Origin of the sequence: Labrenzia sp. THAF82, assembly GCF_009363435.1 — a bacterium.
Taxonomy (GTDB): Bacteria; Pseudomonadota; Alphaproteobacteria; order Rhizobiales; family Stappiaceae; genus Roseibium; species Roseibium porphyridii.
In genome coordinates this window covers 4648787-4672310 of sequence record NZ_CP045354.1, presented here as the reverse complement: position 1 = coordinate 4672310, position 23524 = coordinate 4648787, and the positions used below count along the sequence as shown (strand labels likewise).

At 54.3% G+C, this 23524-nt stretch carries 19 protein-coding genes and 2 tRNA genes; 12 read left to right on the top strand and 9 right to left on the bottom strand.

The features are described 5' to 3' along the window. Positions 1-9 precede the first annotated feature (9 nt). Positions 10-1170, bottom strand: coding sequence for a PLP-dependent aspartate aminotransferase family protein (locus tag FIV00_RS21495; RefSeq protein WP_152502678.1), 1161 nt, complete (start codon positions 1168-1170; stop codon positions 10-12). Positions 1171-1278: 108 nt separating this feature from the next. Here FIV00_RS21495 and FIV00_RS21490 point away from each other — a divergent pair, with 108 nt between their 5' ends. Next, positions 1279-2166, top strand: coding sequence for a LysR substrate-binding domain-containing protein (locus FIV00_RS21490; RefSeq protein ID WP_152502677.1), 888 nt, complete (start codon positions 1279-1281; stop codon positions 2164-2166). A 71-nt stretch (positions 2167-2237) separates the two neighbouring features. Here the strand turns inward: FIV00_RS21490 and FIV00_RS21485 are convergent, their stop codons facing one another. Continuing rightward, positions 2238-2687 (bottom strand): hypothetical protein, encoded by a 450-nt coding sequence (locus tag FIV00_RS21485; RefSeq protein WP_152502676.1) that lies wholly within the window; start codon positions 2685-2687, stop codon positions 2238-2240. A gap of 160 nt (positions 2688-2847) precedes the next feature. Further along, positions 2848-2924: transfer RNA gene (locus tag FIV00_RS21480), tRNA-Pro, on the bottom strand. A 366-nt stretch (positions 2925-3290) separates the two neighbouring features. Here FIV00_RS21480 and FIV00_RS21475 point away from each other — a divergent pair. Further along, a tRNA-Gln gene (locus FIV00_RS21475) sits at positions 3291-3365 on the top strand. A 1050-nt stretch (positions 3366-4415) separates the two neighbouring features. Continuing rightward, positions 4416-6338 (top strand): acyl CoA:acetate/3-ketoacid CoA transferase, encoded by a 1923-nt coding sequence (locus FIV00_RS21470; RefSeq protein ID WP_152502675.1) that lies wholly within the window; start codon positions 4416-4418, stop codon positions 6336-6338. A 186-nt stretch (positions 6339-6524) separates the two neighbouring features. On the opposite strand, the gene FIV00_RS21465 is transcribed toward FIV00_RS21470, so the two are convergent. Continuing rightward, positions 6525-7028, bottom strand: coding sequence for a PilZ domain-containing protein (locus FIV00_RS21465; protein WP_152502674.1), 504 nt, complete (start codon positions 7026-7028; stop codon positions 6525-6527). Between the two features lie 301 nt (positions 7029-7329). Between FIV00_RS21465 and cysQ the strand changes: the two genes are divergently transcribed. The 3 genes from cysQ to cysN all read left to right on the top strand — a co-directional run bounded on the left by cysQ (position 7330) and on the right by cysN (position 11093). Then, entirely contained in the window at positions 7330-8166 is an 837-nt protein-coding gene (cysQ, locus tag FIV00_RS21460; protein ID WP_152502673.1) for a 3'(2'),5'-bisphosphate nucleotidase CysQ, read from the top strand. A gap of 61 nt (positions 8167-8227) precedes the next feature. Then, the gene (gene cysD, locus FIV00_RS21455; protein ID WP_152502672.1) at positions 8228-9157 is read left to right on the top strand and encodes a sulfate adenylyltransferase subunit CysD; all 930 of its coding nucleotides are present in this window, start codon (positions 8228-8230) and stop codon (positions 9155-9157) included. A gap of 1 nt (position 9158) precedes the next feature. Next, a complete protein-coding gene (cysN, locus tag FIV00_RS21450) occupies positions 9159-11093 on the top strand; it encodes a sulfate adenylyltransferase subunit CysN (RefSeq protein ID WP_152502671.1) in 1935 nt (644 codons plus the stop codon). A 35-nt stretch (positions 11094-11128) separates the two neighbouring features. Here cysN and galE read toward each other — a convergent pair whose 3' ends face one another. Beyond that, positions 11129-12118 (bottom strand): UDP-glucose 4-epimerase GalE, encoded by a 990-nt coding sequence (gene galE / locus FIV00_RS21445; protein WP_152502670.1) that lies wholly within the window; start codon positions 12116-12118, stop codon positions 11129-11131. A gap of 168 nt (positions 12119-12286) precedes the next feature. On the opposite strand from galE, the gene FIV00_RS21440 reads away from it, so the two are divergent. Beyond that, complete coding sequence (locus FIV00_RS21440) at positions 12287-13300, top strand: NAD-dependent epimerase/dehydratase family protein (RefSeq protein WP_152502669.1); 1014 nt, start codon at positions 12287-12289, stop codon at positions 13298-13300. A 13-nt stretch (positions 13301-13313) separates the two neighbouring features. On the opposite strand, the gene FIV00_RS21435 is transcribed toward FIV00_RS21440, so the two are convergent. Beyond that, on the bottom strand, positions 13314-13787 hold the full coding sequence (locus tag FIV00_RS21435; RefSeq protein ID WP_152502668.1) for a YbaK/EbsC family protein: 474 nt from the start codon (positions 13785-13787) through the stop codon (positions 13314-13316). 523 nt (positions 13788-14310) lie between these two features. Continuing rightward, positions 14311-15471, bottom strand: a complete 1161-nt coding sequence (locus tag FIV00_RS21430; RefSeq protein WP_152502667.1) for an FAD-binding oxidoreductase — start codon at positions 15469-15471, stop codon at positions 14311-14313. Between the two features lie 119 nt (positions 15472-15590). Between FIV00_RS21430 and mnmD the strand changes: the two genes are divergently transcribed. Continuing rightward, complete coding sequence (gene mnmD / locus FIV00_RS21425; RefSeq protein WP_152502666.1) at positions 15591-16313, top strand: tRNA (5-methylaminomethyl-2-thiouridine)(34)-methyltransferase MnmD; 723 nt, start codon at positions 15591-15593, stop codon at positions 16311-16313. On the opposite strand, the gene FIV00_RS21420 is transcribed toward mnmD, so the two are convergent. Beyond that, a complete protein-coding gene (locus FIV00_RS21420) occupies positions 16310-17194 on the bottom strand; it encodes a LysR family transcriptional regulator (RefSeq protein ID WP_152502665.1) in 885 nt (294 codons plus the stop codon). The genes mnmD and FIV00_RS21420 overlap by 4 nt on opposite strands. 162 nt (positions 17195-17356) lie before the next feature. Here FIV00_RS21420 and bla point away from each other — a divergent pair, with 162 nt between their 5' ends. Together bla and FIV00_RS21410 are read left to right on the top strand one after the other, a co-directional pair. Then, positions 17357-18250, top strand: coding sequence for a class A beta-lactamase (gene bla, locus FIV00_RS21415; RefSeq protein ID WP_152502664.1), 894 nt, complete (start codon positions 17357-17359; stop codon positions 18248-18250). Positions 18251-18271: 21 nt separating this feature from the next. Beyond that, the gene (locus FIV00_RS21410; RefSeq protein ID WP_152502663.1) at positions 18272-18667 is read left to right on the top strand and encodes a hypothetical protein; all 396 of its coding nucleotides are present in this window, start codon (positions 18272-18274) and stop codon (positions 18665-18667) included. Positions 18668-18685: 18 nt separating this feature from the next. On the opposite strand, the gene FIV00_RS21405 is transcribed toward FIV00_RS21410, so the two are convergent. Continuing rightward, positions 18686-19636 (bottom strand): 2-hydroxyacid dehydrogenase, encoded by a 951-nt coding sequence (locus tag FIV00_RS21405; protein WP_152502662.1) that lies wholly within the window; start codon positions 19634-19636, stop codon positions 18686-18688. A 247-nt stretch (positions 19637-19883) separates the two neighbouring features. Here FIV00_RS21405 and FIV00_RS21400 point away from each other — a divergent pair, with 247 nt between their 5' ends. Beyond that, complete coding sequence (locus tag FIV00_RS21400) at positions 19884-21530, top strand: helix-turn-helix domain-containing protein (RefSeq protein WP_152502661.1); 1647 nt, start codon at positions 19884-19886, stop codon at positions 21528-21530. A gap of 155 nt (positions 21531-21685) precedes the next feature. After that, entirely contained in the window at positions 21686-23335 is a 1650-nt protein-coding gene (gene ettA, locus FIV00_RS21395) for an energy-dependent translational throttle protein EttA (RefSeq protein ID WP_152502660.1), read from the top strand. The last annotated feature ends 189 nt before the right edge of the window (positions 23336-23524 follow it).

Here is a 23524-nt window from a genome sequence, read left to right as displayed (position 1 = left end):
ATGGGCCGCTTACTTTGATAGAATGTCGAACAGATTGTTGAGATCTGCACGCAGATCCTCCTGGTCCTCCAGACCAACATTGATCCGCAAAAAGATCCGCTGATGTTCCGCTTGCCCGAACTTCCTCGCGTCTTTTACCGACATGGGAGCAACCAGACTGCGTGTCCCGCCCCAGCTCGCGCCAATTGCCATGACTTTGAGCTGATCAAGCCCTTCATCCAGGCGACGTTCCTGACGTTCACTCAGGACTATACTGAAAACCCCGCTCGCGCCTGAAAAGTCGCGTTTCCAAAGCAAATGCTGGGGAAACCCCGGAAGCGCAGGATGCAGCACTGATCCAGCCTCAAGGCGGGATGCCAGTTCTTCAGCAAGGTTCAGCGCGACTTTTCCCACGTGTGCAAGCCGCACCGCCATCGTCTCGATACCACGCAGTGCAAGCGATACTTCATCGGGTGAGACGCCAATGCCGAGCATTCTCATGGTGTCGCGCAGCTTCTTGCGCAGTTCCAGATCGTTGACGCAGATGGACCCGAGCAGCAGGTCCGAATGCCCGCCCACATATTTGGAAAGCGCTTGCATTGAAAAGTCGATGCCGAGATCCAAAGGTTTCAGCTGCAAGGGAGTGGCCCAGGTATTGTCGGCTCCAGTCAAGATTCCATGTCGCTTGCCAAGGGCAGCGATCATCCGCAAATCCTGCAGTTCCATGGTTGTTGATCCGGGCGTTTCCGCCCAGATCAGTTTGACTGACGGATCAATCAGATTTTCGATGCCTTCGCCGTCGGGACGATAGATCTTGTGATGGATGCCGCGCGGTTCCAGATAGTTGACGCAAAAATCAAGAACGGGCGGGTAAACGTTGTCGGGAACAAGGACTGTGTCTCCCGGGTGCAGAACACTTAAAAAGACGATTGTCGCTCCGGCCTGGCCTGAAGGCACGATGACCGACCGAAGGCCGTTCTCCAGCTTTGTGATCTGCGCTTCCAGCGTTCGCGTCGTCGGTGTTCCGTGCAAACCGTAAAAATAGCTGTCGAGGTCCCGCTGAGTGCGCGTTGCATAGGACCGCGCATCTTCAAACACGATTGTGGATGCGCGATACGTCGGCACTGTCAGGCTCGAAAACTCCGACAGGTCAACGGCAGGGTGGATCGTGCAGCTTGTCGCGTCGCGCATGGGTCTTCCTTTGAATGTTTTCCCGACTACAGCAAAATCCAGACTGGTAAACAATTAATAGTTCGGCATAGTTCTATGCACTAAACTTATATATGGTGAGCGCAGAGTATGAAGTTCAGACAGCTTGAGGCCTTTCATTCCCTTATGATCTCGGGATCGACGGTTCGTGCCGCTGAACTCATGCAGATCACGCAACCTGCTGTCAGCAGAAGCATTGCTGAACTGGAAGCGTCTCTCGGTTTCACACTTTTCGATCGGGTGCGCGGTCGCATGGTACCGACCACAGAAGGGCAGCTGTTCTTTCGTGAGGTTTCCGAGAGTTTCAAAGGTATGGATCGGTTGCGCTCCGCCGCGGCCTCGATCCGGGACTTCGGTTCAGGACACTTGAAAGTCGCTTCGTTATCGGCCCTGGGCGCGGAAGTGGTGCCAAAGGCAATTCAGGAATTCAGAAGGAGCAATCCGCGCGTCAGGATAACGCTTCAGATCTTGCCGTCATCCCAGGTGCGCAATCAGGTCGTCGATGGAAACTTTGATATCGGCCTTGCCGCTGATGAGATCGACCGCTCCGGCGTCGACACGACCCATTTTGGCGGGTTCTCCGGCGTCATCGCGATGTCGCCTCACCATCCATTGGCAAAGCGCGACATTCTTGGCCCAGAAGATCTGGCCGGTCAGCCGATGATCGGCCTTGCCCCAGAAGACCGCGCACGCCACAGGTTCGACGCCATTTTGTCCGAGGCAGGCGTATCGCCCGAATATGTGGTGGAAACACCGTCGTCCACAACGACATGTGCCTTGGCGCTTGCCGGAGACGCAGTCGGGCTGGTCAATCCGCTTGTCGTGGAAGGTTTTGTTGCAAGAGGGTTGGAAGTTCGACCGTTTGCCCCGTCGGTCAATTTTCGTTCGTTTCTCTTGTTCCGTCCGGACATTCAAAGGTCGAAATTGGTCAGGGATTTCACGAAATGCCTGTTTGATCTGAGAAACGCGATTGTTTGATGTCAGCGCGCTCCACAGCGGAAACGCATAAGGATGCTCGAGAGGAAACTTTTATGCGTGAGGGTCTTTCTTCAATTTGCATCAGACCGCAAACCCAACGCAGCGTCGCAAGCGCCTGTGTGTTCGGCAACCTCCTCAGAGAACCTGTCCTTCCACTGTCGGCTTTCAGCCAACTCAAATGACAGCTCGGTCAGGGTGTTTGCAAGCCACAGACAGTGGGAAAATACATTCAGTTCGCTTATTCTGGGCGGAGTGGCACTGGTTGCTGCAAGCGTGTCGGCAGACCATTTCGATTGAAACGCCAAACTGGCGTCAAGCAGTTCAAGAACACCCGCGCGATAGGTGTCTCTTTGCTGATTTGGCGGCGCGCCACTTGCCTGGGCAAGCATCCCGGCAACGACGACGTTTTTGGAATGAAGGTCCCCAGCCACCTTACGCGCATCCTGAAGGCTCAGGGTGTCTGCGGCATTGGCGAGTGAAACCGGCAAAAGAAGATAAACAACTGCAAGCACAAACTTCATGATTGTTGCCCAGGACTGAAATCAGCAGGAGTATGCAACTGCGAACGAACGAAGTCGATGATGCTGATCATACGAAACAGCGAACTGTCTCAACCTTCGCAAGAAACCTGTTCTGCCAAGAAGCCGAATACCAACGTATATCAACGCTTTAGAGGAAAAATGGTCGGAGTGAGAGGATTCGAACCTCCGACCCCCTCGTCCCGAACGAGGTGCGCTACCAGGCTGCGCTACACTCCGACACTTTATTGGATCGCATAAGACTAGATCCATCGGGAACAGCATGGCAAGGGCCCGCTGCGTGGAGGGTCATTTAGCAAAGCTGACTTGATCCCGCAAGAGAATTGCTGAAACGGGTAGGACTTTTTTGGTTTCCAAAACAAATTCAGAAAGTTAGGCTGAAACAGAGGTATTTCTTTACGGCAGTCAGCGCCAAGAATTTTCCGAAAATTCTGTCGCTACATAGGCTTCCACACGAGCCCTGTCTTGTCGGTTCAAACAAGGTGCAAAGCCTTCTGGGGAAAACCACTCCAAACAGCTCAAAGATTGAGCCTGGGAAGGCTTGCGCTTCAGAAGCGGCCCCGTTATACACCTCTCCCACGGCCTTGGGGTGTAGCCAAGCGGTAAGGCAGCGGTTTTTGGTACCGCCATGCGCAGGTTCGAATCCTGCCACCCCAGCCAACTTTCTCTCTTTAGATTTGAAGCCTTTCAAAGCTCCCTTCCGGAGCTCAGCTGTGTCCTGCTGAAACGTCTGATCGCAGCAGTCATGAATTGACGCAGTGCCGCAGAAATATCCTCTATTTGCTGCGTTGCAGAAGTAAAATCCGAAAAATCGCATAAGATTTTGTAGTTAATATGGAAAGTTTACTCGCGTGTAATTTTATACACAAGTTGTCAACAGGCTTATTCCGTAGATGTTGAAAAGTAAATATCGCAGTAGACAGTAAGTAAATATTTGGCCACTATCATATCAACTACTGAGCCAGACAGGTTCCGCCCTGGTAAGCGGGTCACCAAACTGGGTAATCAGTAGCCCATGCCCAGATTGACTGGGGGTTATCCTTCGGGAGAGCTTACCAGAAGGTTTTGGGAGACCACATGGGATGCGCTTTCAGCGGCCACGTGACGCAGATGGCGCTCCGGCAAACCGGTAACGGCGGGCTATCCGTGAGACCGGCGTGGGTTCGAAATCCGCCAGATTTCGTGCACACGGGCTGAAAGGCTTCTGGAAGGAAGCTTGAAGGTCAGGAGACCAGGATCGATTTGGCATCGCGTTTCCTCGGAAACGCAGCTGAAACAAGCGTCTTGCTCCAAACAGGGGGGTGCTGGTGCAAACCGGCACCCTTTTTGTTTGTCCGGCATTCAGAGTGCTTCGCCGTGAAGTCTTTGTTTCTAAATGGTTTTCAACTCTCCTCACTCTAAAAAAATCCGATAGACTTTCTACGCTACGCAGTAAGCAATTGCAGGCATATTGTGACCGCATGTCCTTCTGAAGGGAGCGCTGAAGACAGGCTTCACCTGCTGGCGTGATTTCGGTATCCGACGCATTGGTCGTTGGATGTCCAGCGCCGCCTGTACCTTTCGTTGAGCCTTTGAGTTGACCGCAAGACCACGAACGCGCGTGTCTTTTCCTGGCCCTGTCACGCCAACGAACATCGACAAGAAAAAAGTTGCCACTGGACGCCACGTCCTTGCCCGTTCCAAACTGGAAAAAACAACTGGGAGGATTTCATGCGGCGGAAGGTTGTCTCTGCGTCGGATGCCGCTGCCCTGGTGAAGGACGGCGACACCATCACAACATCCGGTTTTGTCGGTATAGGTGTTCCTGATGAGCTTCTTGCGGCGATTGAAGCAAGATTTCTGGCGCACGGGACACCCAAAAACCTCTCGTTGTTTTTTGCTGCCGGTCAGGGAGATGGAAAGTACAGGGGCCTGAACCGGCTCGGTCATGATGGCCTTCTGAAAAAGGTGGTTGGCGGTCACTGGGGACTGATCCCGAAAGTGGCCGAGCTTGCCGTTTCGGGAAAAATTCAGGGCTGGAACCTGCCTCAGGGGTGTATCAGCCAACTCTACCGGGACGCCGCAGCCGGTAAACCGGGCATGTTGTCAAAAGTCGGGCTTGAGACATTCGTCGATCCGCGCAATGGCGGCGGCGCTATCAATGACATGTCCACCGAACCTCAAATTGACCTGATGAAACTGGGTGGAGAGGAGTATCTTTATTATCCGGCCCCGAAGCTGACCGTTGCCTTGCTGCGCGGCACAACGGCGGATGAGGCGGGCAATGTCACGATGGAACGCGAAGCATTGGTGATCGACAATCTGGCGCAAGCCATGGCGGTCAAGAATGCAGGGGGAGTGGTGATTGTGCAGGTTGAGCGCCTTGCTCGCGGGCGCAGTCTGCAGGCGCGCGACGTCCAGATACCCGGTATTCTGGTTGATGCCGTGGTGGTGGCGAAGCCGGAAAACCACATGCAGACCTACAAGACTGACTTTTCCCATGCCTTCACCAACCGCATTCGACCCCCTGCCGGTGAAATCCCGGCGATGCCGCTCGGACCGCGCAAGATCATCGCAAGGCGTTGCGCGTTTGAGCTTCCGGTCAACGGCGTCATAAACCTCGGCATAGGAATGCCGGAAGGAGTGGCCGCGGTAGCGGCAGAGGAGGGCATGCTGAACCACGTCACCCTGACGGCAGAGCCTGGGGTTGTCGGGGGGCAGCCGGCGTCCGGTCTCGATTTCGGTGCGGCCGTGGATGTCGATGCCGTCATTCCCCAGAACTCGCAATTTGATTTTTATGACGGCGGTGGACTGGACATGGCCTGTCTTGGGCTTGCTCAGGCTGATGCCCTTGGCAACGTCAATGTGTCCCGCTTCGGGCCGCGCCTGGCGGGGGCAGGTGGGTTCATCAATATCAGTCAGAACGCCAAATCGCTTGTCTTTGCCGGTACTTTCACGGCCAAGGGGCTGCAGGTCAGGTTGACGGACGGTCGGATGGAGGTTGTGAACGAAGGATCGTCGCGCAAATTTCTGAGCGACGTGGAACAAGTCACATTTTCAGGACGACGGGCAGCGCGCCTCGGGCAGCCAGTGCTTTATGTTACGGAGCGTTGCGTTTTCAAGCTGAGCGAAGAAGGGCTCGTCTTGACCGAAGTTGCACCGGGCATCGATGTCGATCGCGATATCCTGGACCGTATGGGGTTCCGACCGATCATGGGTGAACTCCAGGAGATGGATGCACGTCTCTTTGCTGAAGGGCCAATGGACCTGAGGCGCGAATTGTTGCATCTCGATCTGCCCGAGCGTATCGCGCTCGATCCTCCCCACGACCGGCTTTTCATCAACTTTGAAAAGATGCGCATCCGCACACGGACCGAAGTGGAGCAGGTCCGCGATCAGGTGGAGCGGGTCTGTGGCCCCTTGAGCGAGCGTGTCGATGTGATTGTCAATTATGATGGTTTTCACCTGGATGATGACATTGCCAACGACTATGCGGAAATGGTCGCTGATCTTGAAAGCCGGTTTTACAACACAGTGACCCGGTATTCCGGATCGGCTTTCATGCGCCTGAAGCTTGGAGAGACCTTGAAAGGGGCCTCCCACATCTACGAGACAAGGGAATCGGCGCAGGCCTTTCTGGACAGTCAGGAATAGCCGGGCGGGCAGCGCAATTCCGCCGTCGTTTCAGCTGAAGAGAGCTCCTTCGGCGATTCTCATTTTATGGACAGCGGTCTCTCTTGGATTGCAAGTTGTTGAAAAATCGATGCCAAGCAGAAACGCAGTAAAAAAGCCCCGTCAGAGGATCTGAGGGGCTTTCAGGTCTGCTAGAACCAAATACCTTTAGCGACGTTTTCCGAAGGTAGGTTTCCCGCCGGCCGAACCAGGTCGCGGGCGACTCAAGGGTTCACCCGGCTTTACCGGCCGCCTGTCGTCAGCCTTGCGCCGATCGAAAAAGCCTCCGGTACTATCGACATACTGGTCGTCGTCTTTCGTCAGGGCTTCTTCTGATGTTTTCAGCGACTGGGCGCGCATTTGCGCCACTTGCCGCTTCTCACCGATGAACATGACACCGCAGCGCAAGCCCTCTTCCCAACGGCGTTCGCAGCTGACTTCATAGTCTTCCAAGTCGATGTAGAGCTCGAAGTGCTTGGGGAGCATATAGGCCTGCTCAAATTCCAGCAGTGCGCCACCTTGGGATATGTTGCGCACGATGCAAGGAATGGAACGCAGACCGTTTTGGAAAACCATTTTCCCCTTTTTGTACACACGTGCACGGCGGGCACGCGGAACCATTTCCGTGGCCTCTTCCGAATCTGCCTGCAGCGAGGGACTGGTGTCCGACATGGCGACTTATTTCTCCAATAACTCGGGGTTTTTACCACCCTTGGCCTGTAAGTTTAGCCAAAAGCCCTTGCCAAGAAGTGAATCTGATCGTTGAAAGAGGCCAACTGCCTCGAACGTTTTCTTGAGCGGCGGAACAAAACCGCATAAGTCGGGGCGAGACAGTTTCGTGTGTTTTCCATTCTGCCGGTTTCGTGGAACACCATTCCTTGAATTGATACACATTGTTCCTTTTATTTACGGCGACGCTCATGAAGCGGAAAAAGCGCAGGGCTCCAGAGGAACTGCGCTTGAAGAGGTGTTGATGACGGAAGAAAAGATATCCTTATTGAACCAGCTTGCCGTGCAAGCTGGTGAGGAGATCCTGAAGGTTTATGCCGAGCCGTTCGAAGTGGAAAACAAGTCGGACGGATCGCCTGTGACCGTGGCTGATGCGGCTGCCGAAAAGGTTATTCTGGCCGGACTGTCAAAGATTTTCCCCGAAATTCCCGTGGTCGCGGAAGAATCCGTCGAAGCTGGAGAATTACCGGTTGTCGAGGGACGGTATTTTCTGGTGGATCCGCTGGACGGTACCAAGGAGTTCCTCAAGAGGAATGGAGAATTCACCGTCAACATTGCCCTGATCGAGGATGGCTGCCCTGTGTTCGGTGTCGTTTCCGCACCGGCGCTGGGCGAGATCTATTGGGGCGGCGCATTGTCAGCAAATGACCAACAGAGCGCCTTCAAGGGGCGGATCGAGGCTGGAAAAATTGTGGACGTTGCAGCTATTTCGGTGCGGACCCCACCGCAGTCTGGCTTGAGTGTTCTGGCCAGCCGTTCGCATATGTCCGAAGAAACAGCCGCGTTGATCAACCGGTTGGGCGTTGCGGAGCAACTGAATGTCGGCTCCTCATTGAAACTGTGTTGGCTTGCCGCCGGGCGGGCAGATTTTTACCCACGGATGGCGCCGACAATGCAATGGGATATTGCAGCAGGAGATGCGTTGCTGCGTGCTGCGGGCGGTGCACTGGTCTATGCTGAAACAGGCAACGACTTCACCTATCAGGTGCCAACTCAAGCGATTAAAGACGATTTGCGGAATCCCCATTTTCTCGCGGTTGGCTGCCGTTCCGTATTGGCCGATCTTGCCGTTTCCGGCTGATCTCAGCTGAATGGACGAAACATAGACTTTGGCCGTCCGCGGCCACAATGGAAAAGTGAACATGAACATGCAATCTCAGGGCATCACACCCGAGCGCCTCAGCAATCTGAAGCGACTGGAAGCGGAAAGCATACACATCATCCGTGAAGTGGCTGCGGAGTTTTCCAATCCGGTGATGCTCTATTCCATCGGTAAGGATTCCGGTGTGATGCTGCATCTGGCGATGAAAGCGTTCTATCCGGCCAAACCGCCGTTCCCGTTGCTGCATGTGGACACCACGTGGAAGTTCCGCGACATGATTACATTCCGTGATGAGACGGCCAGCCGGTTGGGGCTGGATTTGCTCGTTCACACCAACCCCGAAGGATTGCAGAAGAACATCAACCCGTTCGATCACGGATCTTCGGTTCATACAAACATCATGAAAACCGAGGCCCTTAAGCAGGCCTTGAACCACTATGGCTTCGATGCCGCCTTTGGTGGAGCGCGTCGAGACGAGGAAAAGTCTCGCGCCAAGGAGAGGGTGTTTTCCTTCCGCAATGCCAATCATGGGTGGGATCCGAAGAACCAGCGTCCCGAGCTCTGGAACCTTTATAATGCGCGGGTCGCCAAGGGTGAAAGTATCCGCGCTTTCCCGCTGTCGAACTGGACTGAGCTGGATATCTGGCAGTACATCCTGACTGAAAACATTCCGATGGTGCCGCTTTATTTTGCTGCCAAACGTCCTGTTGTTGAGCGGGATGGAATGCTGATCATGGTCGATGACGATCGAATGAAGCTTTTGCCCGGCGAAGTCATCGAAGAAAAAAGTGTCCGTTTCCGCACACTCGGCTGTTACCCGCTGACCGGAGCAATCGAATCTGATGCCGAAACTCTGCCTGCTATTGTGCGCGAAATGCTGATTGCCCGTACGTCCGAGCGCCAGGGTCGTCTGATCGATAAGGACGAAAGCGCCTCGATGGAGAAAAAGAAGCGGGAAGGATATTTCTAAGATGACGAGTGTTGACGTTCAGGAAGCTGCCGAAACAGCTGTCACCGACTATATCCTCGCCCAGGAAAGCAAGGACCAGCTCCGGTTTTTGACTTGCGGCTCCGTCGATGACGGTAAATCCACCCTGATCGGGCGGTTGCTTTATGACACCAAGCTGATCTTCGAAGATCAGCTTGCGGCCCTTGAAAGGGACTCAAAAAAGCACGGTACAGTTGGTGAGGACATCGATCTTGCTCTGCTTGTCGACGGACTTGAGGCTGAACGCGAGCAAGGCATCACCATTGATGTTGCCTATCGTTTCTTTGCGACGGACAAACGAAAATTCATCGTCGCCGATACACCGGGCCACGAACAATACACGCGCAACATGGCGACCGGAGCCTCAACAGCGGATCTTGCCGTTCTGCTGGTGGATGCACGTAACGGCCTGATGGTTCAAACACGCCGCCATGCGTTCATCGCGTCCCTCTTGGGGATCCGTCACGTGGTGCTTGCGGTCAACAAGATTGATCTGGTGGGCTACTCGCAGGATCGTTTTGAGGAAATCCGCAAGGAATTCGAGACATTCGCAAACGGCTTCGACTTCGAGACGCTGCAAGCGATCCCGATGTCTGCTCGCTACGGTGACAACGTCACCATGAAGAGCGAGAAGATGGCCTGGTACTCCGGTCCGCATCTTCTGGAGCATCTGGAGACGATTGAAGTCGGCGAACACGCCCTTGAAGCCCCGTTCCGGTTTCCTGTTCAATGGGTGAACCGGCCCAACCTCGATTTCCGTGGCTATTCCGGCACAGTGGCGAGTGGCCGCGTAAGCGTTGGCGAAGAACTTGTGGTGGCAGGCCCGGCGACTTCATCGAAGGTTCAAAGCATTATAGGTACCGGTGGCGAAGTTAGCGAAGCTCGAGCGGGTGAAGCGGTCACGATCACGCTCGAAGATGAAATTGACATTTCCAGAGGCGATCTCTTGTCCTCAGCCGCGCACCGGCCAGATGTCGCCGACCAGTTTGCGGCGCATGTCATCTGGATGTCGGATGAACCACTGTTGCCAGGGCGCCCCTATTTGTTGAAGCTTGGCACACGAACAGTGACGGCGACCGTTTCGGAGATCAAACACAAGATCAACGTCAACACGTTCGAACATATTGCCGGCAAGACGCTTGAGCTGAACGAAATCGCCTTTTGCAATTTCGCGCTCTCCTCTGCAGTCCCGTTCGATCCCTATGAAGCCAACCGCTCCACGGGATCATTCATTTTGATCGACCGCATGTCCAATGCGACCGTCGGAGCCGGATTGATCTGGTTTGCGTTGCGCCGTGCCAGCAACATTCACTGGCAGGCTCTGGATGTCGACAAAAGCGCGCGCTCGGAAAAACTCGGCCAAAAACCCGCAGTGCTCTGGTTTACGGGGCTGTCCGGGTCAGGCAAGTCGACCATTGCCTCGATTGTCGAGAAGAAGCTGCACATCGATGGGCGTCACACTTATACGCTCGATGGCGACAACGTTCGGCATGGTCTCAACAAGGACCTGGGCTTTACCGACGCTGACCGTGTGGAGAACATTCGCCGGGTGGGAGAGGTCGCCAAGCTCTTTACGGACGCTGGCCTGATTACGCTGGTTTCGTTTATCTCGCCGTTCAGGTCAGAACGCCGGCTGGCGCGCGATCTGATGGGCGAGGACGAATTCATCGAAGTCTTTGTCGATACGCCGATCGAGGAGTGCCGCAAGCGAGATCCGAAAGGACTTTATGCAAAGGCAGACCGCGGCGAGATCAAGAACTTCACAGGTATCGACAGTCCTTATGAAGCACCGGAAAACCCGGAACTACATATTCGAAACGTCGGTCGTGATCCTGAAGATGTCGCCGAGGACATCATCGAATATCTGCGCGACCATGGCTTCTTGTCCAATGCAGGAACCCACGGAGACGGGATCTAAATCTTGTACGGAAACGTCTGAAGGGGAGAAGACGGTCAGACCCGATTTCTGCGGGTGAGACTGTCTTCCCAGCGATAGGCGTCCCCGACAATCTGGTCGATGGTGTCAAGTTCAGGTTTCCAGTCCAACTCGGTTCGAGCAAGCGTGCTTTGGGCGACCACTTCAGGGCAGTCTCCAGGGCGGCGTTCCCCCAGCTCGACAGCGAAATCCGATCCTGAGGCCTTCTTCACGGCGCGGACGACATCCAATACTGAAAATCCACGCCCGTAGCCGCAATTGACAATGAGATTGCCTCCGCCGTGACGCATGCGTTCAACAGCAAGGCGATGCGCCATCGCGAGGTCCGAAACGTGGATATAGTCACGGATCGCGGTTCCATCGGGGGTGTCATAGTCGTGACCGAATACAGTCATCGATGACCGTTTGCCGGTCGCCGCTTCACAGGCGACTTTGATGAGATTGGTGGCGTTGTGCGTGGCTTGGCCGGCACGTCCGCGCGGGTCCGCACCGGCAACGTTGAAGTAACGCAGCGCAGTAATCGTAAGATCGTGAGCATTTGCGACATCCAGAAGCATCTGCTCGGTCATGAGTTTCGACGTGCCATATGGCGCCTGAGGTCTCAATGGAGCCGTCTCGGCAACCGGAACGCTGTCCGGCAAACCATAAACGGCGGCGGTCGAGGAAAACACAAAGTGTTTCACGTTCGCCGCGACTGCAGCTTCCATCAGCCCGAGTGAGTTTGCAGTATTGTTGCGATAGTATTTGAGCGGGTTTTCAATGGATTCCGGCAGTATGATCGATCCCGCAAAGTGAATGACGGTATCCACTTTGTGCGCAAGCATAATGTCGGTGACAGCATCCTTGTCCGCGATGTCCAGCTGGTAAAAAGGAACGCCCTCGGGCACCAGCCAATCGAACCCGGTGCTCAGATTGTCGACGACGATCGGTGTTTCACCCGCATCCAGAAAATTGAGTACCGTGTGGCTGCCGATGTATCCGGCACCGCCGGTGACAAGAACGGACATGAATGTTGGAGCCTTTTCACTGAAGCCACGAAGGCAATGGCAATTTCTTAACGCCCGGTCGGTGAATGCTCAAGCAGGTTCGAATACGGACTTTGTCATTGCCCGGTCATACGAAGCCCTTTAAGACGCGTTTTAAATCAGTCATCGATGGAAGGCTTCGAGCGCAGTATGAAAACCGTTCTTGTAACCGGATCTGCCGGCTTTATCGGCTATTTCCTGTGTACGCGCCTCCTTGCGGACGGTTTCAGGGTCATCGGGCTCGACGCCATGACCGATTACTATGACGTGCGGTTGAAGGAGCGACGCCAGCAAATGCTGCTCCAGCACGAGCATTTCAAAGCGGTCAACGACCGGGTGGAAACACCTGAATTGCTCATGACCCTGTTCAAGACCGAAACACCTGACTTCGTCATACATCTGGCCGCTCAAGCCGGGGTCAGATACTCCATCGAAGCGCCGCGATCCTATTTGGAGAGCAATATTTGCGGAACGTTTGAATTGCTGGAAGCTGCGCGGGCGCATCCGCCTGAGCACATGTTGTTGGCGTCGACGTCATCGGCCTATGGTGCCAATACGAAAATGCCATATACGGAAACCGACAAGGCGGATCACCAGCTCTCGTTCTACGCAGCGACAAAGAAGGCGACGGAATCGATGGCGCACTCCTATGCCCATCTTTATCATCTGCCGGTGACCATGTTCCGGTTCTTCACGGTCTATGGGCCCTGGGGCCGCCCCGACATGGCACTTTTCAAATTTACCAAGGCAATTCTCGAAGAACGACCGATCGACGTTTACAATCATGGGGACATGAAGCGTGACTTCACCTACGTGGAAGACCTCGTTGAGGGCATTCGCCTGTTAATGGACGCGGTGCCTGTTCGTCCTGAGGAAGATGAAGAAGTACCGGATGGTGACAGCCTTTCGCCTGTTGCGCCCTGGCGGGTGGTCAATATCGGCAACTCCACCAGCGTGCAGCTGACGGAGTTCATTGCGGCGATTGAAGATGCGACCGGCAAGCAGGCGGCGCGCAATCTGATGCCAATGCAAGCAGGCGACGTGCCGGCAACCTGGGCAAATGCGGATCTGCTTCAGCGATTGACTGGATATCGTCCCGTCACATCAGTACAGGAAGGGGTTCGGCGATTTGTCGAGTGGTATCGCGACTACTACCGGATCTGACGCTCGGATTTCGTCAGGGACTTAATGGTGTTTGGCAGACATCGACCCATTCAGCCGAGGTTATCTCCGCCATGCGCTGAGGCGATATCTTGACGGCCGCGTTGGTTGCGCCGGCAGCGGGAATGACGATATCGAAATCCTTCAGCGACACATCACAATAGACCGGTAGTGGTTCGGCCAGTCCGAAAGGGCAGACGCCACCAACGGGATGACCGGTTAGCCGCTCGACGTCCTCAAGACCAAGCATTTTGACTTTGCCGCCAAAAGCCGCCTTGGCCTTCTTGTTGTCTAGCCGGACATCGCCACGCGTGACCACAAGAAAGATTTTGTCCTTGAGCTGGAACGACAGGGTTTTGGCGATCTGTCCCGGTGCGACGCCATGCGCCTGAGCTGCAAGATCTACGGTTGCACTGCTCTCGGCCGTGACAAGAACCTCCAGTTCAGGTGCAACATTTTCAAAGTGGGCACGGACGCTTTCTAAGCTCATATTGGTCACAGAACCTTTTGCCAAAGAGGAGATATCTGAATTCCGGGGCGAAAATTTAAAAAATACGGGATAATTTTGTGTAGCGTCATGATTTCATCATGGTCTATTTTATTAATGTATCCATAGTGACTTTAAGTGGTAATTAACTATTTACCTTTTAAACGGTGAGATGCGGAGTTGGAACTGCTAATCCAGTTGCACCGCTGAACACCATTTTTGAAGGTAGCCGGTATGGCCAGGACGGCATCAGCAATGTCCGACGTTTGTGACACCAGGGGTGGGGATCGCAAACGGTCTGCAACGCCGGTTCATCGGGGTGGGACTGTGAATATGCCCGTTTTGTTGGCGAAGAACTTGCTGTTTTGGGGTTCTATTTCAGCGACCATTTATGGTCTTTACGCCGTTGTGGCTGCCCTCTAGCACTCCATTGAATTTGCTGAGATTAGAACAAACACCTTCTGTTGGTGTGTGTTCCTCTTTGTGTTCATCAAAGCGTGTCTCAACCTAATTCCGGCAACTCTGATCAGCTGTCAGCCTCCAACCGGTTGATGCCAAAATGGTGTGCTGGTTTGAAGGTCTCGGGCAGCTCATGCGGCGCAGATCCGCCGATAATCTCTGCTATGAGAGCATCCGCTATTCGGTGGGCGATGCCGAACGATATCTTGAAACCACCAGTTGCAATGAAGAGCTTCTCGTGGCCGGGAAGTTTGCCGATCAATGGATCGCGCTTATGACATCGGGGCCGAATGCCGGCCCAATCCTTGATCAGTTGGCGGCCTGTCAGTTTCGGGCAAAAGGCAGTGGCGCGTTCTATGAGTTCCCTGCTCCTGCCAGGCGCAGGTTGGGTGTCTGTGAATTCCCTGTCCGACGTGCTGCCGATCGCAACCGTTCCATTGTCATGTGGCACGACGTATAGGCCGTCACAATAGATCGCGGGATAGCCCTCCAGCCCGGCGCCGTCCAGGACCAAGGCCTGTCCCTTTTCGCCGCGTCCTACGCGCTCACCGGTCAACTGCTCGACAAGTTCGAATGTCGAAAAGCCTCCGGCAAGGATGAGGCAGCTGGTTTGGAAGGCGGACTGATCGTCTGCGAGCTTTACGCGTCCCGAGGCTTCGTCGAAGCCTGTGACCTTAGCGTCTTCGACAAGAGTTGCGTGCTTTTGAACAAATGCGTTGAGGGCTGCAAGATATTGCCGGGGTGAAACGCGTGCGGCGAGGGTCTCGTAAACAATACCGAACGGCGCTGCATCCGCAGATAGCCAGTCTGCACGGCTGCCGGCTGGCTCAACGGCATAAGTGAAACCGGTTTGGTCAGGGTGCCAGCGGAGCCTGCTTTCTGCAGCGCGTTCCAGGTGATGCTCAAGCTTGTCCTCTGTCGTGAGTGGCAGGATGCGGCCGCAGCGACTGTATCCAACGGATTGACCCGTTTCGGCTTCGAGTTGCCGAACATGATTTTCCAGGCTCAAAAGCGCCTGGAACTGAAATTCCTTTTTCGGGTTCCAGCGTGCCGGCATATGGGGCATCAAAGCGCCAAGCAGCCCGCCGCTTGAACCTGCGCCAACCTTTTCTGCTTCGAATACGATCACCTTCTGGCCAGCCTTGATTGCTGCATAGGCAATTGACAGGCCGAAAATGCCTGCACCGGCAATTGCGATGTCGTATGAGGCGGCTTGGCCGTGCGCCATGTTGAAAAACCTTGCTGGTTGATTGAGCCCTCCGGCTCTCATATGAGAAGCGTCAGGCAATGGCAATTGCGGCAAATGTGAAGCCTGTCGCTGACGACAACCGATTGATGTGAAGTGATATGTCGACAAATCCACCTGAACTGCAATGGCTGGAAGGAGATGTCCCGAAAGCGATGGGATTTGAAGATACCTATTTCTCAAAGGCAGGCGGCTTGGCTGAAACGCGTCACGTTTTTCTTGCCGGAAACCAACTTCCTGCCCGTTTTGAAACGACAAAGACATTTACAATTGCCGAATTCGGTTTCGGCACGGGCCTGAATTTTCTGACAGCGCTTGCTGCCTCGCGGGCCGTTGAAAATCCGCCGGAACTGACCTTCGTGTCTTTTGAACTCTTTCCGATGACCACCGACCAGCTTGCAAAGGCGCTCAATGCGTTTCCGGAGCTTTCCGACCTGGCAGGTGAACTTGTTGAAAAGTGGCAGCCGCGGACCGGGTGGATGCAGGTCAATGTCGCCGGTGCAAACCTGGTTCTGGGCGTGGGCGATGCTCGGGAGTTGATCAAGGACCTGAAGCCTGAAACTCAGGCCGTCGATACGAGCAGTATTGTCATTCCACTTGTCGATGCCTGGTTTCTTGATGGCTTCAGCCCGGCGCGCAATCCGGAACTTTGGGATGCGGGTCTATTGAGGTCAGCGGCGGACCTGACTGCTCCTGAAGGGACGTTGGCCACCTATACGGCTGCGGGCTGGGTTCGGCGCAACCTGGTGGCCGCAGGATTTCTCATTGAAAAGAAAAGCGGTTTTGCAGGCAAACGGGAAATGGTCATCGGCCGGAAAGCCTAGTCCAGGCTGTTTTCAGACTTCGTTTCGGTTTCCAGCCAATGCCGGAACTTCTGCATGGCGCCCGTCTCCTCTCGCGACTTCAACCAGGTGAGCCAGTAGCTGCCGATACTGACGCCTGCCTGGAAAGGCTGAAAGATGCGACCGCTTTTGAGGTCAGACTGAAACATGCCGACCGGGACAAGTCCAACACCTGCGTTTTGTGCGACAGCCTCAACCATGGTCAGGGAAGAATCGAACATCCAGCCACGTGTCCTGGGCGCAGGTAGTGAAACAGCCTGAAACCACAGCGCCCATTCATCAATCCGATAGGACCTCAGCAGCGGAAAGTTAGCCAGATCTCCCGGAGTAACTAGCCGTGTTGCTATTGCTGGTGCGCAAACAGGCGACATTGCTGCCGACATCAGTTTGACTGCATTCGTGCCGTGCCAGGCTCCGTCTCCGAAGCGGATGAAACAATCCAGACCATCGGCCAGGATGTCAGCGCGGTTGTTGTTCGTCCGCAGGCGCAGGTCGATCTGCGGGTTGGCAGCCGAAAAGTCTTTGAGACGCGGCAACAGCCAGCCGGTGGCAAATGTTCCCACGATGCCAAGTGTCAGGACTTCGCGAAAGTTGCCGTCCTCGAACCTTTTCAGGGTTGCGCTCATGCGGCGGAACGCGTCGCTAAGGACAGGCACAAGGGCCTGACCTTCTTCTGTCAGGTTTACACCGCGAGGCAGCCGTTCGAAGAGTTCAACGCCCAGCCGTTCTTCCAGCGCCTTCACCTGATGGCTGATGGCAGTCTGAGAGACACGAAGTTCCAGTCCCGCTCTTGTAAAACTCTGCAGCCGGGCGGACGCCTCGAATGCCCTGAGGGCGTTGAGCGGCAATTGCGAGATATCGATGTCAGTCTCCGAATGGCCAAGTTTTTCTCATGTCAGACGTCATAAATGATCGTTTGTTTGATGTCTATTGCCAAGGCATTGTGAAGATCTTGCTGGACCGGCAGTGCTTTGGGGCGCGCATCGACGGTCCTGAACACAACCCGAAATCTTAGAGATTTAACGATGAACCATCTTATTCGCCGCGCCGCCTTTGGATTGTCTCTTGTTGCCGTTGGGGTGACCGGTCACCAGCAGGCGGCATTCGCAGCCGAATTCGACCCTGCGCCGATCGAGAGAGCTGTAAAGGATGCGCAGGCGCGTCTTTCGGCACGCATTGGCGTTGTCGTTGTTGACAGGCAGACCGGAGAAAACTGGACACATCGTGCACAGGAGCGTTTTCCACTCAACAGCACCTTCAAGACTTTTCTGTGCGCTGCGTTGTTGCATCAGGGCGAAGCTGGAGAAACGGATCCCACCCGGCGTGTTGAGATCCGAGGGGCGGATCTCGTGTCCTATTCTCCAGTCACGGAAACCAAGGTTGGAACCGATGGTATGACCCTCCTGGAACTCTGCGAGGCGACCGTGACGAAAAGCGACAATACAGCAGCCAATCTTGTTCTGGACGATATCGGTGGACCTGACGCACTGAACCGCTACTTGCGCGGGATCGGAGACACGGTCACACGTCTCGACAGGCGTGAGCCTGAGATGAATTATGGCCAGCCTGGAGATGAACGGGATACGACGACGCCCGCAGCGGCCGCCGCCACTTTGCAAAAGCTGGTTTTGGGAAACGCTCTGAGCGCTGACGCGAAAAAACTGCTGCAAAGCTGGTTGGAAGATAATCGCGTTGGGAACTCAACGCTGAGAGCTGGATTGCCGGCAGGTTGGAAGGTGGCTGACAAGACCGGGGCAGGAGGGAACGGATCGCGCAGCAACATCGCCGTCATCTGGCCGGAAGGTCGGGCTCCCGTCGTTGTCGCGGTCTATATCACCGAAACGCAGGCCTCTTTCAAGGCACGCAACCAGGCAATAGCCGATATCGGCCGCGCGATTGCTTCAGCCCTGAAACCGTAAGGCATTCGGAGGCCAAAGCTCATGTTCCCGGCGTCGCTTGGAGTTCAAGTCGTGATCAGGTTCTTGTCAGCAATTTCGGTGTTTTGTGGGGTCGCTTGCCTGGGAACAGGTGTTGCCACGAATGCGCTGGCGGAAAGCCGGGATGAACGGCGGCAGCGGAACTGTGCTCATTATCAGGAGATGTCGACGCGGGCCTTGGACATGGTTGGTGAACCGAATTTGACGCCTGAATTCCTGAAAGACAGCAACGCCTTCATTGAGGCGGGCTGTCTTTCCAACAAGCCTGTCTGCCCGAAGACGGAAGCAGATTTTGCGTTCGCCGATCTGATAATCATGATGAGCGTGAGTGCAAACATGGGCAGCACTTTCACACCCTTCCGGTGCCCGGTTGAACCCGGGCCTGGTGGCGCTGACTGAAAAAGGTTGGTTGTGTTTCTAGGTCATTTCCGGAACGGGAGTAACCGCCCGGCCTGACTTGAACCAGCTGGTCAGGTTGTCGACGACAAGCTGGCCCATTGCGTTGCGGGTTGCTTGTGACGCCGAACCCACATGAGGCAGCACGGTGACGCGCGGCAACCTCAACAAGGCTTCAGGCACTTGCGGTTCTTTTTCGAAGACATCAAGTCCAGCCCCGTAAATCGTGCCGGTTTCAAGAGCCTCGATCAAAGCAGTTTCATCAATAACACTTCCCCGGCCAATATTGAGGACGATGCCATCAGGGCCGAGTTTGTCCAGCACCTTCGCATTGACCGCATGTTCGGTGGCAGCACCCCCCGGGGCGACCACCATCAGCGTATCGCAAGCCTCGGCCAGACCTTCCAGACTGTCGTCATAGGGATAGGCAACGTCTTTTTGCGGGTTCCGGCCGTGGTAGCGGATCGACATGCCAAAGGCTTCCGCCCGCTTGGCGATTTCCTTGCCGATGCGGCCCAATCCGAATACTCCGAGTGTGCGTCCGCGCAGTGTGGCCTGGGTCAGAGGGTAGGGGCCCTTTGAAAGCCAGTTTCCCTGCCGCAGCCACTGTTCGGCCTGACCGAGTTCCCGGATTGTCATGATCATTAATCCGATGGCCGTATCGGCAACCTCGTCGGACAACACGTCCGGGGTGTGGGTCACCATTACATTCGCTGCCTTGCAGTCGGGAATGTTGATGTGATCGTAGCCCACTCCAAGACTGGAGACGATTTCCACATTCGGGATCTTGGCCAGCAACTGTGCGTCAACTGCACCAAACGCCATGGCAACGCCTCGGATCTTGTTGCCCACTTCACGCAGCATGGCGTCGGGATCTTCGGCCTTATAGGACCGATGTACCGTAAACGCCGCATCCAGTTGCTCCTCGACAATAGGCAAGGTTGGACGGGGAAGAAGTATGTCGATGGTCATAAACAAGTCCGAGTGGGTAGGAATAAAATTTCGTCGGAAGACTAGTGCGAAGAAGTTGTAATTGAAAACCCTGAATGATGGGCTTCAGTACTATTTCGTTACGGAAATTCAAAGTGAGGTTGATGCTTAAAGTCAGATGCCATGGGTTTAGGCCATCAACTCAACAATCTTGCTGCGAAAATACGATTGAGTGATTGCCACGAAGGTGGATAATTCCCAATATGAACAATTGGACAATTGTGATCAAATGAGTGAGAAATTTTCATCCAACGACGAAGAGCACAGTGAGTTGGTACTTGTACGCGATGACGAGTATCTCGTTCCAAAATTCTTAGATGAGCATGTTGCTTCTGTGCGTCTGCGAACTCCGAATAACTACTTCAACGAAGGATACGATGTTCAAGTATCAGCGTTTTTTGGAGCCGAAAGAGTATATCTAACCGCTGGAGAAGTTGAACTTAGTACTATGATTTCATTGCAAAAAGCAGAGGTCGTGTTAGATGGAATTCATAGTGATCTCTTGGTGCTAGATGTTCCAAATACGCAGATTTCAGAGGTCTCTCAAAAAACCTTACTAGAAAGATCGCAGTCTCGAAAAAACCAGCAGAACCTCAAGGCAAGCGGCGAGGGTACACTTAACAAAGTGAACTTCGACATATCAGGTGGAGTTCAAGCGGGCAGAGATACTCAAACGATTTCAAAGCAGATTTTTGAAACCAACAGGATACGCACCAGTTGGGATCTCATTTCTGATCGTACCGTGAGAGTTTTTGAAGGTGGTCAAGACTTAGATGGCGTCGAGCTCCCTGAGGTTACACTTTGGCGAGCCATACCAAAGACAACACAGGATGCTACAGGTGTAGTTGCGCGAATTCGGGTCCGAGAAGACTGGCTCACGTTTTCCAAAACACGTTATGAAAAAGGTAAGGGATCTGTCGGTTTTGCAATTGAAAAACTATTCACATCAGCCAATTATAGAAAACAAGAGCTTTTTACTATACTATTGAAACATCTCGCTTTTTTAGGGTTGCAAAAAAGCGATGAAAGTTTGCAGGCAACTCTTGCAACAGCAGCAATAATCGTAAGACCTGAATCAGAAGTTGCTTTATCGGCACCTTCTGAAGGGCGCGCAAACATTAGCCTTCCTATACAATCGATCCAGGCATTTTTGGATGCAGAGGATGGACAAGAAGAGAGCACGCTCGTTGCCTTAGGTGTGGCAAGGCATCTAATACCTAACCCCGTGGCATCGGATACTGAACAGCTTAAAAACAATGTCAAAAGTGATTTTCTTCCGCGTGGATCACCATTGGATGCGATCAAAGCACTGCAACTTTTGACGACAACTGGTACATTGGGAGTTGAATACCTTAAATTTGAGTTCGGGGACAATACAGTTCGCGACCTTTCGTCACTTGGGCTTGTCCACAGAGTTAAAGGTGGAGGAGTTTCCGCAATTGATGCTTATAAGGACGTTGCTCGAGCGGTACGTCACGCCGCGAGCACTGCGCCAAGCATGAAAGTTACAAGAGCTGTGTTGTTGACTAACTCCAAAGCTTCGCCTTTGGATATCGCTGACGCTGTTGCGCTCAAGCTTGGCAGGAACTGGAACAATGACGGAACCAAGAAACGCCGAGGAAGTGCGCTTAGAAGATGGTCGCTTTGGCTAGAAAACTATTTAATCGACACAGATTCGAACCCTGAAGCAGAAGTGCTCGTTGATTTTGCTAAGTCGACAAAAAAGCGAATTGATGCACCGACGAAAGTAACACCAGAACGAGTTCGGGAGGCTAGAAGACTATTGGAAACTGGCTTAAGCAAAAATAAAATCGCAAGAGCGTTAAATGTAACAAACGCTACTCTACGCAAAATACTAGAAGCCTCCGATCTTTAACATTAATCTTTTGGCATTGTGAACTTTTGCTGAAACCTAGTTGATTAGCCTGAAACATAACGGGCCCCATTGCCCCACGGTCAAAACTCCCCTAAAAGACCCGGCAGAATTCCAAAGATTCCCGTCAGTTTTCGAAAGTGGAGAAGCGGAGCCCCATGGCGCGCCAGTTCATCTATCACATGCACGGCCTCTCAAAGGCCTACAACGACAAGAAAGTTCTCGACAACATCAACCTCTCCTTCTACCCGGACGCCAAGATCGGCATCCTCGGGCCGAATGGGGCAGGTAAGTCGACGCTTTTGAAGATCATGGCCGGTCTCGACAAGGAATATACCGGTGAGGCCTGGGCGGCGGAGGGTGCGAAAGTCGGTTACTTGCCGCAGGAGCCCAAGCTGGACGAAACCAAGACCGTGATGGAAAACGTCATGGAAGGCGTTGCCCACAAGCAGGCGAAACTCGACCGCTACAATGAACTGATGATGAACTACTCCGACGAAACCGCGGACGAGGGTGCTCAGCTTCAGGACGAGATTGACGCGCAGGACCTCTGGAACCTGGAAAGCCAGGTGGAAATGGCGATGGAGGCTCTGCGCTGCCCGCCATCCGACAGCGCTGTCGACAAGCTCTCGGGCGGTGAGCGCCGCCGCGTCGCGCTTTGCAAGTTGCTTTTGTCTGAGCCGGACCTTCTGCTGCTCGACGAGCCAACCAACCACCTGGACGCTGAAACCGTCCATTGGCTTGAGCGGCACCTGCGCGAATTCAAGGGTTCTGTTCTGATCATCACCCACGATCGCTACTTCCTGGACAATGTTACCGGCTGGATCCTGGAGCTCGACCGTGGACAGGGCATCCCTTACGAGGGCAACTATTCGGTCTATCTGGAAAAGAAGACCAAGCGCATGGAGCAGGAAGGCCGCGAGAACATGGCTCGCTCCAAGGCCATCTCTCGCGAGCGCGAATGGATGGGCATGAGCCCGAAGGGACGCCAGACCAAATCGAAAGCCCGTATCCGGGCCTATCAGGACCTGGTTGCCATGCAGGAAGAGCGTCAGCCGACCATTGAGCAGATCCTTATTCCGGTCGGTGAGCGTCTGGGTGCTAACGTCATCGAAGTCGATGGCGTCTCAAAGGGCTTCGAAGACCGTCTCCTGATCGATGATCTGACCTTCAAGCTGCCACGCGGCGGCATTGTCGGCGTTATCGGCCCGAACGGCGCTGGTAAATCCACTTTGTTCAAGATGCTGACCGGCCAGGAAAAGCCTGACAATGGCAACGTTACCATCGGTGACAGTGTCCAGCTCGGGTACGTCGATCAGTCCCGTGATGCTTTGGACCCCAACAAGACGGTCTGGGAAGAAATTTCCGGCGGCGCTGAGGTGATTTATCTTGACGACAAGGAAATCAACTCCCGCGCCTATTGCTCGTCCTTCAACTTCAAGGGCCCGGCACAACAGGCCAAGGTGGGCGACCTTTCCGGTGGGCAGCGCAACCGCGTGCATCTTGCCAAGGTCCTGAAAAAGGGCGCCAACGTGCTCTTGCTCGATGAGCCGACCAACGACCTCGACACCGAGACGCTTGCCGCTCTTGAGGATGCGCTGGAAAATTACGCCGGTTGCGCCGTGGTCATTTCGCACGATCGTATGTTCCTCGACCGCCTGGCGACGCACATGCTGGCATTTGAAGGCGACAGCCATGTGGAATGGTTTGAAGGAAACTTCGAAGACTACGAAAAGGACAAGGTGCGGCGACTTGGTGCCCATGCTGCCGACCCGCGCCGGATCAAGTACAAGCCGTTGACGCGCTGACCCGCAAAGCGGTTGTAGCGGAAAAAAGCGTTCCATTGGAACGCCTCAGATTGCTGACAAACCCGCGAATTTTCGCGGGTTTGTTTTTGCCCCTGCTTGCATTCGGGTTTTGGGGGGCAGAGTTTTGATGTGGGCGGTCACTGTGGGTGTCAGGTCATCGCCACGCCACTTCTTCCCGACAGGTTGGAC

What these genes read in the sequence shown, in the direction of transcription:
- cysQ (WP_152502673.1), top strand. Translation starts at nt 7,330, where the DNA reads ATGACGGAAGAAAAGATATCCTTATTGAACCAGCTTGCCGTGCAAGCT.
- ettA (WP_152502660.1), top strand. Translation starts at nt 21,686, where the DNA reads ATGGCGCGCCAGTTCATCTATCACATGCACGGCCTCTCAAAGGCCTAC.
- mnmD (WP_152502666.1), top strand. Translation starts at nt 15,591, where the DNA reads ATGTCGACAAATCCACCTGAACTGCAATGGCTGGAAGGAGATGTCCCG.
- FIV00_RS21495 (WP_152502678.1), bottom strand. Translation starts at nt 1,170, where the DNA reads ATGCGCGACGCGACAAGCTGCACGATCCACCCTGCCGTTGACCTGTCG.
- FIV00_RS21430 (WP_152502667.1), bottom strand. Translation starts at nt 15,471, where the DNA reads ATGGCGCACGGCCAAGCCGCCTCATACGACATCGCAATTGCCGGTGCA.
- FIV00_RS21470 (WP_152502675.1), top strand. Translation starts at nt 4,416, where the DNA reads ATGCGGCGGAAGGTTGTCTCTGCGTCGGATGCCGCTGCCCTGGTGAAG.
- FIV00_RS21435 (WP_152502668.1), bottom strand. Translation starts at nt 13,787, where the DNA reads ATGAGCTTAGAAAGCGTCCGTGCCCACTTTGAAAATGTTGCACCTGAA.
- FIV00_RS21405 (WP_152502662.1), bottom strand. Translation starts at nt 19,636, where the DNA reads ATGACCATCGACATACTTCTTCCCCGTCCAACCTTGCCTATTGTCGAG.
- cysN (WP_152502671.1), top strand. Translation starts at nt 9,159, where the DNA reads ATGACGAGTGTTGACGTTCAGGAAGCTGCCGAAACAGCTGTCACCGAC.
- galE (WP_152502670.1), bottom strand. Translation starts at nt 12,118, where the DNA reads ATGTCCGTTCTTGTCACCGGCGGTGCCGGATACATCGGCAGCCACACG.
- FIV00_RS21410 (WP_152502663.1), top strand. Translation starts at nt 18,272, where the DNA reads ATGTTCCCGGCGTCGCTTGGAGTTCAAGTCGTGATCAGGTTCTTGTCA.
- bla (WP_152502664.1), top strand. Translation starts at nt 17,357, where the DNA reads ATGAACCATCTTATTCGCCGCGCCGCCTTTGGATTGTCTCTTGTTGCC.
- FIV00_RS21465 (WP_152502674.1), bottom strand. Translation starts at nt 7,028, where the DNA reads ATGTCGGACACCAGTCCCTCGCTGCAGGCAGATTCGGAAGAGGCCACG.
- FIV00_RS21490 (WP_152502677.1), top strand. Translation starts at nt 1,279, where the DNA reads ATGAAGTTCAGACAGCTTGAGGCCTTTCATTCCCTTATGATCTCGGGA.
- FIV00_RS21400 (WP_152502661.1), top strand. Translation starts at nt 19,884, where the DNA reads ATGAGTGAGAAATTTTCATCCAACGACGAAGAGCACAGTGAGTTGGTA.
- FIV00_RS21440 (WP_152502669.1), top strand. Translation starts at nt 12,287, where the DNA reads ATGAAAACCGTTCTTGTAACCGGATCTGCCGGCTTTATCGGCTATTTC.
- cysD (WP_152502672.1), top strand. Translation starts at nt 8,228, where the DNA reads ATGAACATGCAATCTCAGGGCATCACACCCGAGCGCCTCAGCAATCTG.
- FIV00_RS21485 (WP_152502676.1), bottom strand. Translation starts at nt 2,687, where the DNA reads ATGAAGTTTGTGCTTGCAGTTGTTTATCTTCTTTTGCCGGTTTCACTC.